We start from the raw sequence: 11,477 nt of genomic DNA, 5'->3' as shown, positions 1-11,477 counted from the left end.
CGGGGTGTGGTCCCGGAGGCAGCCGTCTCGTTTCCGATCGAGCAGAAAGTGAGGCTCCGTCCCGCGCCCGCAGCGCCACTACATCTGGTGGCTTCTCAGCTGACGTCCACAAACTGACGTAGGCTCACAAAAGGGTCAACAGAACTTTGGCGGCGCAGCCGGGCTTTTTTCTATTGACGGGAAAGCCACTTTGACAGGGCGGCGGACGGGCTCGATTCCTCCACAATCCGCCTTCCCGGCGCGGTTCCCGTCAGGAGGAGGATTCCCCTTGTGCCACTGGGATTTCCGACAGGAAGATGACAAATCGGATGAATTTCATCCACAGCCCACAAGATCTTGTGGATAGCTGGCCGGTTTTGGCCGATGCCCGAGGCGCCGCGGCGCAGCATGCCCAAAATATGTTCCCGAATCCCGTGCGGGGCCGGGGAAAGGGAGAATCGCTCCCGAGATGGCACACCAGATCTAGGGGGCGCGGGGGCGGGATCAGCGGCTGGGGAAGTGGTCGGGGCGGCGAGATTCGAACTCACGGCCTTCTGTACCCAAAACAGACGCGCTACCAGGCTGCGCTACGCCCCGACGGGTTCTTCCTACAGGCGGCGGGCGCCGGTGAAAAGGGGTCAGCGACAGGGGATCGCCGCACGCCCGGCGGCAATCGCCGGATGCGACAGCACCGTTCCCGCGCCGATGCCCAGCCGGCGCGCAAGGCCGCCGTTGATCTCGAGCACATATTGCGCCGCGCCTTGCGAGGGCAGCGGCGTGTCATCGAGCGGCCGCGCCTCGCCCTGCACCGAGATCACCCGCCCCGCCCCGTCCAGGAAGATGATGTCGAGCGGAATCAGCGTGTCATGCATCCAGAAGGCGACCGGCCGCTCGGACGGATAGACGAAGAGCATCCCCGCCGCCTTCGGCAGCGAGGGGCGCTGCATCAGGCCCCGCTCGCGCTCGGCCGCGTCATCGGCGATCTCGACGGTGAAGGTGGCGATCGGCGTGCCATCGGCGCGCTGCAGGATCGCACTGTCGTCGCGGCAGACCGGCGCCGCAGCCACAGGGGCCGCGGCCAGCAGCAGGCTCAGCGCGAGAGCGCCATATCCCAGGCGACGACCTGCGCCGCCATGCGGCCGCGCCGCCCCTCGATCACCCGCAGACATACCGCCTCCCCGGCCGCGAGATCGGCAAAGCCCGACCGGCGCAGCACCTCGATGTGGATGAACACGTCCTCGGGTCGCCCCCAGACGTTGGCAAAGCCGAAGCCCTTGCCCTTGTCAAACCACTTCACCCGCGCCGGTTCAAGCGGCAGCGCCGCCAGCGCCTCGGGATCGGTCTCGCCCAGATCCTCGATCGGGGCCGGGCGTCCCTCGGCCTCGGGCGGCACGATCTCGATCACCTCGACCGCCTGCGCGCCGCGCGGCGTCGCCTGCACCACGACCGTGATGCCGGCATTGTCCGCCACCGAGCCCTGTCCGAAATTGCGCAGCACATTGGCATGCAGCAAGATGTCAGGACCGCCCTCCTGATCGACGATAAAGCCGAACCCCTTGCCCGGGTCGAACCATTTCACGCGCCCCGTCACGGTCCGGGCTTCGGCCCTCAAATCGTTCATCGCTATCCGTCCATCACCTCGATCCGGCGCAAGCCGGAGCGGAGTCCTCCGCCTTGCTCAACTGTCACAGCAAGGCAGACGGATTCAAGCGGAAAAAGTAAGGAAAACCCGACCCGCGCATTTCACGAAGCGTGAAATACGCGATTTTTCAGGGGTTCAGGCGCTGAATCTGCCACTCCGAGCTCGCATCGGGCCGGGTCCAGCGGAAGCGGTCGTGCAGCCGGAAGGCGCCATCCGCCCAGAATTCGATCTCGAGCGGGGTGATCCGAAGCCCGCCCCAGAACGGCGGACGCGGCGGGTTCGGCCCCTTCTGCGCGGTCACCTTCGCCACCTCGGCCATCAGCGCGGTGCGCGAGGAAAGCGGCTGGCTCTGATGCGAGGCCCAGGCCCCGAGCCGCGAGGTCAGCGCGCGCGAGGCGTAATAGGCGTCGGCCTGCGGACCGTCCTCCTTGGTCACCAGGCCGCGCACCCGGATCTGCCGGCGCAGGCTCTTCCAGTGCATCACGAAGGCCGCCTTGCCGGCGCCCAAGATCTCCTCGCCCTTGCGCGAGGTGTAGTTGGTATAGACGACGAAGGCGCCGCCCGAGGGCGCGTCGCGCCCCTCGATCTCCTTCAGGAGCACCATGCGCACATTCGGCATCCCCTCGGCATCGACCGAGGCGATGGCGATCGCGTTCGGATCGTTGATCTCGGTCTTTTCCGCCTCGGCCAGCCAGGCGCTGGCCAGTGCAAACGGGTCGTCGCCCGCAAAGATCCCGGTTCTGTCGCTCATCCGATCCTCCATCGTGGCGGCCTTCCCTGCGGGCAAGGCCCCTGCCCTGCCCCTGTCCAGCCTTGATGCCCCCAGATCTTTCGCCTAATGCTTGCGCACTTACCAGAGGGAAGCGGGGGAAACCTGACATGACGAACACCCTGATGTCGGGCAAGCGCGGGCTGATCATGGGCCTCGCCAACGACAAGTCGATTGCCTGGGGGATCGCAAAGGCCTGCGCCGATGCAGGGGCCGAGCTGGCCTTCTCCTACCAGGGCGAAGCCCTGAAGAAGCGGGTCGAACCGCTGGCCGGCTCGATCGGCGCCGACACGATGATCGAATGCGACGTGTCGAACCAGGAAAGCCTCGATGCGCTCTTCGCCGCGCTGAAGGAGAAATGGGGCACGATCGACTTCGTCGTGCACGCCATCGGCTTCTCCGACAAGAACGAGCTGCGCGGCCGCTACGTCGACACCTCGTCGGACAACTTCAAGATGACGATGGACATCTCGGTCTATTCGTTCACCGCCGTTGCCCGCCGCGCCGCCGAGCTGATGCCCGAGGGCGGGTCGCTGCTGACGCTGACCTATTACGGCGCCGAGCAGGTGATGCCGCATTACAACGTGATGGGCATCGCCAAGGCCGCGCTCGAATGCTCGGTGAAATACATCGCCGAGGATCTGGGCAAGGACGGCATCCGCTGCAACGCGATCTCGGCCGGCCCGATCAAGACGCTCGCCGCCTCGGGCATCGGCGACTTCCGCTACATCATGAAGTGGAACGAGCTGAACTCGCCGCTGCGCCGCAACGTGACCCAGGAAGAGGTCGGCAAGGCCGCGCTCTACCTGCTCTCCGATCTCGGCTCGGGCACCACGGGCGAGATCCTGCACGTCGATGCGGGCTATCACGTCGTCGGCATGAAGGCGGTCGATGCACCCGACATCGACGTCGTCACCGGCCGCAAGGACGCCTGAGTCCCGGCGATGACGCTTTCCGCCTTCCTCGCGATCTACTTCGTGCATCTGGCCGCGGCGATCTCGCCCGGGCCGGCCGTCCTGATGGCCGCGCATACCAGCCTGCGCGAAGGGATGGCGCGGGGGGCGTGGCTGTCGGTCGGCATCGGGCTTGGCGCCTGCCTGTGGGCCTGCGCCGCGCTGTTCGGGCTGGCGGTGCTGTTCCGCATCGCCCCCGCCCTGCTCACCGCCCTGAAATTCGCGGGCGCCGCCTATCTGATTTACCTTGCGGTGAAGATGTGGCGCCACGCCCCCGACCCCTTCGACGCCGCGATCACCGAGACCGCCTCGGCGCGCTCGACCCTCGGCCTCGTCTGGCTCGGCATCGCGACGCAGCTCGCCAACCCGAAGCCCGCGGTCTTCTTCGGCACGATCTTCCTGACCTTCGTGCCGCCGCAGGCGCCGCTCTGGGCCTATGCCGCGATCCTCGGCATCATCTTCGTCAACGACGCGGGCTGGAACGTGCTCGTGTCGCGCATCTTTTCGCTCGAGCGCACCCGGCGCGGCTATCTGCGCCTGAAAACCGCGATCGAGCGTGGCTTTGGCGGGCTGCTCGCCCTCCTCGGCCTGAAACTCGCACTCACCTGAGAGGCTTGTCATGTCCGAACGTCTTCCCCACGAGAAGGGCTTTCTGGTCAGCTGGGACCAGCTCCATCGCGACGCGCGCGCGCTGGCCTGGCGGCTGGACGGCAAGGGCCCGGACAGCGGCGCCTGGCGCGCCATCGTCGGCATCACCCGCGGCGGCCTGGTGCCCGCGGCGATCATTGCGCGCGAGCTGAACATCCGCGTGATCGACACGATCTCGGTCAAGGGCTACAACCACCAGACCCAGCACCCGCCGGTCGTCATCAAGGCGCCGCAGGCGGATCTGATGGGCGACGGCGAAGGCATCCTGATCGTCGACGACCTCGTCGACTCGGGCAAGACGATGGAGCTTGTCCGCACCCTTTACCCGAAGGCGCATTTCGCCACGATCTACGCCAAGCCCAAGGGCCGGCTGCAGGCGGACACCTTCATCACCGAGGTCAGCCAGGACACCTGGATCTTCTTCCCCTGGGACACCGCGCTGCAATATGTGCAGCCCTACCGGGGCGTGGACTGAGCCGATGCGGGCCCGTCTCGGCCGGGTGCTGCACGCGGCCTTCGAGGCGAGCCTGCTGGCCAAGGGCCTCTTCGCCGCGGCCGAGACGCTCTCGGGCCTGGTCCTGCTGGTGCTGCATCAGGGCGCGCTGGTCGCGCTTGCACAGCGGCTGACGGCGCATGAGCTTTCCGAGGATGCGAGCGATTTCCTCGCCAATGCGCTGCTGCATGCCGCGCAGCGCTTCTCGGTCGAGGCGCAAAGCTTCTACGCGCTCTATTTCCTCAGCCATGGCGGGCTGAAGCTGATCGTCGTGGTGCTGCTTGCCCGCGGGGTGCTCTGGGCCTATCCGGGCGCGATCGTGCTGCTGTCCGCTTTCATCCTCTATCAGCTGCACCTGTGGAGCCTCGACCATTCCGTGGTGCTGTTGGCGCTGACCGGGCTCGACCTCGTGGTGATCGCCCTCACCTGGGAGGAATGGCGCCGCCGCCGAGGGGTTTCCTTCGCGCCGCCGCGGTCCTAGTGTCGCGCGACACTCAGGAGACACCGATGCCGCTCAGCCCGCTGAACCCCGCCCTTGCCGCCACCTTCGCGCCGCCGGTGATGGAGGCGCGGCGCTGGCTCGAGGGGGTGAGCTTCCCGCCCGAGCGGCCGCTGCTCAACGTCAGCCAGGCCGCCCCGGTCGATCCGCCGCCCGAGGGGCTGCGCCGCGCCATCGCCGAGGCGGCGCTCGACAACCCCGCCGCCCATCTCTACGGCCCGGTGCTTGGCATGGCCGAGCTGCGCGCCGAGATCGCGGCGCAATGGTCCGCGGCCTATGGCGGCACGATTTCCGAAAGCCAGGTGGCGATCACCCAGGGCTGCAATCAGGCCTTCTGCGCGGTGATGGCGACGCTTGCGGGCCCGGGGGACGAGGTGCTGCTGCCGACGCCCTGGTATTTCAACCACAAGATGTGGTGCGATATGGCCTCGGTCCGGGCCGTGCCGCTGCCCACCGGCGCGGGCCTTCTGCCCGACCCCGAGGAGGCCGCCGCGCGGATCACGCCGCGCACCAGGGCGATCGTGCTGATCTCGCCCAACAACCCGGGTGGGGCGGAATACCCGGCCGAGCTGGTGCGCGCCTTCCACGATCTTGCCCGGTCGCGCGGCCTCGCGCTGATCGTCGACGAGACCTATCGCGACTTCGACAGCCGCACCGGCGCGCCACATGACCTGTTCACCGATCCCGACTGGGACGAGGCCTTCATCCATCTTTACTCCTTCTCGAAGGCCTACCGGCTGACCGGCCACCGCGTCGGCGCCATCGTCGCCTCGCCCGCGCGTCTGGCCGAAGTCGAGAAATTCCTCGACACCGTGGCGATCTGCCCGAACCAGCTTGGCCAGATCGGCGCGCTGTGGGGGATGCGCAACCTCGCGCAATGGGTCGCCGGCGAACGCGCCGAGCTGCTTGCGCGCCGCGCCGCGCTGACCGAGGGGTTCGGCGCGCTCGAGGGCTGGCACCTGCATGGCTGCGGCGCCTATTTCGCCTGGGTCGACCACCCGGGCCACGACGCCTCGCCCGACTTCGCGCGGCGTCTGGTGCGCGAGGCGGGGGTGCTGGCGCTGCCCGGCACGATGTTCATGCCCGAGGGCACGGTGCAAGGCGATCGCGGCCTGCGCATCGCCTTCGCGAATGTCGACACCGCCGGCATCGCGGAATTGATCCGCCGCCTTGCCACGGTGGCGCCCTGAGCCTTGCGGCGCCCCCGTCAAAGCCCTAAACACCCGCAAAAGGCCTGATCCCCGGGAGGAATGAGCATGTCGAACAAGCTGCGCAGCCATGGCAAGGGCGTCGTCGTCTGGGTGTTGCTCGCGATGCTTGTCCTTGGCCTTGGCGGCTTCGGCGTCTCGAACTTCTCGGGCCGGGTGCAGTCGATCGGTTCGGTCGGCAAGACCGAGATCTCGATCAACGATTATGCCCGCGCGCTGCGCTCGGGGATGAGTGCCGCGCAGGCCCAGCTCGGCCGGCCGCTGACCTTCGCCGAGGCGAAGGCGCTCGGCCTCGACCGGCAGGTGCAGGCGCAGGTCTTCGCCGAGGCCGCGGTGAGCGAACAGGCCCGCCGGCTCGGCATTTCCGTCGGCAATGCCGAGGTCGGCCGCCAGGTGCAGGCGATCCGCAGCTTCCAGGGCGTCGACGGCAAGTTCGACCGCGAGGTCTATCGCATGGCGCTGCGCCAGCAGGGCTATACCGAGGCCCAGTTCGAGACCCGCCTGCGTTCGGACGTGGCGCGCTCGATCCTGCAGGGCGCGGTGGCCGGCGGCGTGAAGGCGCCCGAGGCGCTGGCCGCGGCCTATACCAAATACGTCACCGAGAAGCGCGACATCGCCTTCGTCGAGATCACCGAGGCGGATCTGACCGCCACCCTGCCCGAGCCCAGCGAGGACGAGCTGAAGGCCTGGCACGCGGATCATGCGGCGGAGTTCACCAAGCCCGAGACGCGCGAGATCAGCTATGTCTGGCTCACCCCCGAGATGCTCAAGGACAAGGTGCAGCCCGACGAGGCGACGCTGCGCGCGGCCTATGAGGAGCGGAAAAGCGAGTTCGTCCAGCCCGAGAAGCGGCTTGTCGACAAGCTCGTCTTCCCGACCAGGGCAGAGGCCGAGGCGGCGAAGCAGAAGCTCGACGCCGGCACCGCGAGCTTTTCCGACATCGCCAAGGAGCGCGGCCTGACCCTTGCCGACACCGATCTGGGCGAGGTCTCGAAGGACGAGCTCGGCAGCGCCGGCGATGCGGTCTTCGCGCTGACCGCGCCCGGCACCGTGGGCCCGATCGACAGCGACCTCGGCCCCGCGCTTTACCAGATGAACGGCATCCTGCCCGCCGAGGAGACCACCTTCGAACAGGCCAAGCCCGACCTCGAGACCGAGGCGGTGATGGACCGCGCGCGGCGGATGGTCTCCGACATGACCTCGGGTCTCGAGGACCGGCTTGCCTCGGGCGCGACGCTCGAGGAGATGGCGAAGGAAACCGACATGCAGCCGGGCCATATCTCGATGGCGCCCGACACCACCGACGGCATCGCCGCCTATGAGAGCTTCCGCACCGCCGCCGCCAAGGTGACCGAGCAGGACTTCCCCGAACTCGGCACTCTCGAGGATGGCGGCGTCTTCGCGCTGCGCCTCGATGGCGTGACGCCCGCTGCGCTGATCCCCTTCGATCAGATCCGCGACAAGGTCGTGGCAAGCTGGAAGGCCGCGCAGCTGAAGAAGCTGAAGACCGACCGCGCCGAGGAGATCGTCGCCGCCGTCTCGGCCGGGGCGAGCCTCGCCGATCAGGGCCTTCTGGTCTCGAACGCGACCGGGCTCGAACGCTCGGGCTTCGTCGAGGGTGCGCCCGCGACCCTGCTGGCCACCGCCTTCGACACCAAGCCCGGCGCCGCCGCCGTGGTGGCGCAGGACGAGGCCGTCTTCGTCGTGGTGCCGGTCAAGGTGACCGAGGCCGATCCGCAGGCCACCGACACCAAGCAGGTGCATGACGTGCTCTCGACCCGGCTCGAGCAGTCGATGTCGGGCGATCTTGCCGAGCTTTTCGCCCGCGCTTCGGAAACCGAGGCCGGGCTCACCATCGACAGCACCGCGATCAACGCGGTGCAGGCGCAGATGCAGTAAGGAGGCGGTCGTGGCAGCTCTTTCCCCCAGCTTCGAAGAGTTCGAGCGCGCCTGGCAACAGGGCCGCAACCAGCTCGTCTTCGCCCGCCTCGCGGCCGATCTCGACACGCCCGTGTCGCTGATGCTGAAGCTGGCCGATGCGCGCGAGAACAGCTTCATGTTCGAATCCGTCACCGGCGGCGAGGTCCGCGGGCGCTATTCGATCATCGGCATGAAGCCCGACGTGATCTGGGAATGCCGCGGCGAGACAGCCCGCATCAACCGCCAGGCGCGGTTCGAAGAGCGCTTCGAGGAGCTGCCCGGCCACCCGTTCGACAGCCTGCGCGCGCTGATCGCCGAAAGCCGGATCGAGATGCCCGAGGGCCTGCCCGCCGCGGCGGCCGGCCTGTTCGGCTATCTCGGCTATGACATGATCCGGCTGGTCGAGAAGCTGCCCGGCGGCAATCCCGACCCGCTCGGCGTGCCCGATGCGGTGCTGCTGCGGCCCTCGGTCGTCGCGGTGCTCGACGGGGTGAAGGGCGACGTGATCCTCTGCGCGCCGGCGTTCCAGAGCTCGGGCCTGTCGGCGCGGGCGGCCTATGCCCAGGCGGCCGAGCGGGTGATGGACGCGCTGCGCGACCTCGACCGCGCGCCGAACCAGAGCCGCGAGATGGGCGAGACCGCGAAGGTCGGCCCGCTGGTGTCGAACTTCACCGCCGAGGGCTACAAGGCCGCGGTCGAGAAGGCCAAGGACTACATCCGCGCGGGCGACATCTTCCAGGTGGTGCCGGCGCAGCGCTGGCGCGCGGATTTCCCGCTGCCGCCCTTCGCGCTTTATCGCTCGCTGCGGCGCACCAACCCCTCGCCCTTCATGTTCTTCCTGAACTTCGGCGGCTTCCAGATCGTCGGTGCCAGCCCCGAGATCCTGGTGCGGCTGCGCGAAGGCGAGGTGACGATCCGCCCGATCGCCGGCACCCGCCCGCGCGGTGCGACGCCGGCCGAGGACAAGGCGCTGGAAGAAGAGCTGCTCGCCGACAAGAAGGAGCTGGCCGAGCACCTGATGCTGCTCGACCTCGGCCGCAACGATGTCGGCCGGGTGGCGAAGATCGGCACGGTGCATCCGACCGAGAAATTCATCATCGAGCGCTATTCCCACGTCATGCACATCGTCTCGAACGTGGTGGGCGAACTGGCAGACGGCGAGGATGCGCTTTCCGCGCTGCTCGCCGGTCTGCCCGCGGGCACCGTCTCGGGCGCGCCGAAGGTGCGGGCGATGGAGATCATCGACGAGCTCGAACCCGAGAAGCGCGGCATCTACGGCGGCGGCGTCGGCTATTTCGCGGCGAATGGCGAGATGGACATGTGCATCGCGCTGCGCACCGCGGTGGTGAAGGATCAGACCCTCTACATCCAGGCGGGCGGCGGCGTCGTCTTCGACAGCGATCCCGAGGGCGAGTATCAGGAATCGGTCAACAAGTCGAAGGCGCTGCGCAAGGCGGCCGAGGACGCGGGCCTGTTCGTGCGCCACGGCAACGCCTGAGCCCCCGCGCCCCGCCGGGCATCGCAAGGCCGGGCATCACGGGAACCGAACGGGGGCGCTCAGCCCCCGTTTTGCGTTGCGGCCAGGGCGAGCGCGGAGACCGGCGCAAGGCTGACCGTGCCGGTGGCGCCCACCGACCAGCTCGTCAGCCCCGAGACCGACTCGGGCCAGGCGCTCAGCATCACCGTCACCGCGCCATCGCGCGCCGCCTCGAAGGCCGCGCGGGCGAGCGTGCGCTCGACCACCGCGCCACGCTCGCGATCGGCGTCGAGCACGCGCCAGACCCGCACCTCGGGCAGGCCTGCAGCACGCGCCAGCTGTTCGGCCGCATTGGTGCCGCTGCTTTGCGTCACCAGCCCCAGCCCCTCGCGCGCCAGCACCGCCACCAGATCCTGCGACAGCAGGCGGTTGTTCTGCACCACGGGCTTCGGCGGCTCGACCACGGCGACGGCTTCGGGCAGCACCGCCCGCCAGGCCTCGATCGCGACCTCGAGATCTTGCGCCGTCGCGCCCTCGGGCAGCGGCGCGGCGAGGATCGCCACCTCGAGCCCCGCGGCGCGATAGGCGGCGGCGGCGGTGGCGGCATCGGGCCGGGTCGGGTCGATGGCAACGGTCAGCGGCAGGCCGAGCGAGGTGATGGTGCCCGCATCGAGCCCGCCCGCCGCGGTGCCCGTATCGATCAGCACGACCGAGAACAGCGGCTTGCCGGGCTCGGGCGTGAAGGCCGCGCCAAAGCGACGGATCGGCGCCCCGTCGCCCTCGGGCGCGGGTGCGGCCGCCTCGGGCACGGTCGTGGTGGTGGGCGGCGGCATCACGCCGGGCAAGGCCCCGGCCGGCGCCTCGGCCCCCGGCGGGCGCTGGAAACCCGGCGCGGGGGCGGTGGCCACCTGCGTCTCGTCGCCGATCGTCGGCAGCCGGTTCACCGTGGTGCCGGGCGCGTTGGCAAAGCCCTGCGGATCGGCGCCGGGGCTGAACACGCGCGGCAGCTGCGCCTCGGGCGACACGATCGCGCCATCGGGCATCAGCACGATCTCCTGCCCGGGCTCGGGCGCCATCGGCGTCGCGGGCGTCTTTGCCACCGGCGCTTCGGCGCTGGCGGCAGTCCCGTCGGCCTCGGCCTGCGGCAGCTCGGGCGCCACCACCTCGCCCGGCGGCGGCACCGGCACCGGCGCCTCGGCCCCGGGTTCGAGCATCGCAAGCGGCGGCTCGGGCACGGCGGGCGATTGCGGCGCGATGGCCACGGCGTCGGGGCGCGCGGCGCTCTCGGTGCCGGGCAGCGGCGCGGCGGACGGTTCGGCCACCGCCGCGGGGGCGGCGGGCGCGGCGACCTCGGCAGGCGCCCCCTCCCCGGCCGGCGCGACCGGCGCGGCATCGCCCGCGCTGTCGGCGGCGACCACCGACGGGGCGGCCGGCTCGGACGCGACCGGCGCCACCGGGGCGGGTGCGGGGGCCGGCGCAGCTGCGGGCGGGGTCGGACCGGGCGCAGCGGGCGCGGCGGCGATCGGAGCCGGGCTGTTCGCAGGCGCGGGCAGATGCGGCGCGCGCTGGACCGCATCGCGGGTGGCCGGAGCGTCCTCGCCCGCGGCCGAGGCCGGCGGGGTCCGCTGCGGCTGCGGCAGCGGCGCCACCAGCGACAGCGCCCCGAGCCCCAGCACCGCGACCACGCCGCCCGTGCCCAGCCCCGCGATCAATCCACGAACCATGCGTTCCGCCCTCTCGAATCTGTCCCGCGCACCCCCGAAGGGCCCTCAAACCGCCCTCCGGCCCTTGACCCCGGCGCGCCGCTCTGAGCATCTATAGCCCGACGCAAGCCCCGGTTCATCCCCTGAATCTCGTCGCGGATCCCGGGCGGCAGAAGGAAACGCCCC

At 69.7% G+C, this 11,477-nt stretch carries 11 protein-coding genes and 1 tRNA gene; 7 read left to right on the top strand and 5 right to left on the bottom strand.

Annotated elements, in window-relative coordinates; translation table 11 throughout:
• Positions 1-499: 499 nt before the first annotated feature.
• The 4 genes from AC0QTQ_RS06860 to pdxH all read right to left on the bottom strand — a co-directional run bounded on the left by AC0QTQ_RS06860 (position 500) and on the right by pdxH (position 2,372).
• Positions 500-576 (bottom strand) — tRNA-Pro (locus tag AC0QTQ_RS06860).
• A gap of 41 nt (positions 577-617) precedes the next feature.
• Positions 618-1,046: a DUF192 domain-containing protein gene (locus tag AC0QTQ_RS06855; RefSeq protein ID WP_480258842.1), complete on the bottom strand. Its 429-nt coding sequence runs from the start codon at positions 1,044-1,046 to the stop codon at positions 618-620.
• A 23-nt stretch (positions 1,047-1,069) separates the two neighbouring features.
• The gene (locus AC0QTQ_RS06850; RefSeq protein ID WP_121533961.1) at positions 1,070-1,600 is read right to left on the bottom strand and encodes a cold-shock protein; all 531 of its coding nucleotides are present in this window, start codon (positions 1,598-1,600) and stop codon (positions 1,070-1,072) included.
• Positions 1,601-1,748: 148 nt separating this feature from the next.
• The gene (gene pdxH / locus AC0QTQ_RS06845; protein ID WP_480258841.1) at positions 1,749-2,372 is read right to left on the bottom strand and encodes a pyridoxamine 5'-phosphate oxidase; all 624 of its coding nucleotides are present in this window, start codon (positions 2,370-2,372) and stop codon (positions 1,749-1,751) included.
• A 128-nt stretch (positions 2,373-2,500) separates the two neighbouring features.
• On the opposite strand from pdxH, the gene fabI reads away from it, so the two are divergent.
• The 7 genes from fabI (at position 2,501) to trpE (ending at position 9,609) form a co-directional block, all read left to right on the top strand.
• On the top strand, positions 2,501-3,325 hold the full coding sequence (fabI, locus tag AC0QTQ_RS06840; protein ID WP_480258840.1) for an enoyl-ACP reductase FabI: 825 nt from the start codon (positions 2,501-2,503) through the stop codon (positions 3,323-3,325).
• 9 nt (positions 3,326-3,334) lie between these two features.
• Complete coding sequence (locus AC0QTQ_RS06835) at positions 3,335-3,952, top strand: LysE family translocator (RefSeq protein WP_480258839.1); 618 nt, start codon at positions 3,335-3,337, stop codon at positions 3,950-3,952.
• A gap of 10 nt (positions 3,953-3,962) precedes the next feature.
• On the top strand, positions 3,963-4,466 hold the full coding sequence (gene gpt, locus AC0QTQ_RS06830) for a xanthine phosphoribosyltransferase (protein WP_480258838.1): 504 nt from the start codon (positions 3,963-3,965) through the stop codon (positions 4,464-4,466).
• 4 nt (positions 4,467-4,470) lie between these two features.
• Complete coding sequence (locus AC0QTQ_RS06825) at positions 4,471-4,965, top strand: DUF2127 domain-containing protein (RefSeq protein WP_183077521.1); 495 nt, start codon at positions 4,471-4,473, stop codon at positions 4,963-4,965.
• A 26-nt stretch (positions 4,966-4,991) separates the two neighbouring features.
• Positions 4,992-6,173, top strand: coding sequence for an aminotransferase (locus AC0QTQ_RS06820; RefSeq protein WP_480258837.1), 1,182 nt, complete (start codon positions 4,992-4,994; stop codon positions 6,171-6,173).
• 66 nt (positions 6,174-6,239) lie between these two features.
• On the top strand, positions 6,240-8,090 hold the full coding sequence (locus AC0QTQ_RS06815) for a peptidylprolyl isomerase (RefSeq protein WP_480258836.1): 1,851 nt from the start codon (positions 6,240-6,242) through the stop codon (positions 8,088-8,090).
• 10 nt (positions 8,091-8,100) lie between these two features.
• The gene (gene trpE, locus AC0QTQ_RS06810) at positions 8,101-9,609 is read left to right on the top strand and encodes an anthranilate synthase component I (RefSeq protein ID WP_480258835.1); all 1,509 of its coding nucleotides are present in this window, start codon (positions 8,101-8,103) and stop codon (positions 9,607-9,609) included.
• Between the two features lie 59 nt (positions 9,610-9,668).
• Here trpE and AC0QTQ_RS06805 read toward each other — a convergent pair whose 3' ends face one another.
• Positions 9,669-11,312, bottom strand: coding sequence for a divergent polysaccharide deacetylase family protein (locus AC0QTQ_RS06805; RefSeq protein WP_480258834.1), 1,644 nt, complete (start codon positions 11,310-11,312; stop codon positions 9,669-9,671).
• Positions 11,313-11,477 lie beyond the last annotated feature (165 nt).

It is taken from the genome of Paenirhodobacter sp. YD-8, assembly GCF_056590935.1.
The sequence above is the reverse complement of the archived record's forward strand: the minus strand, read 5'-3'. Positions and strand labels throughout refer to the sequence as shown.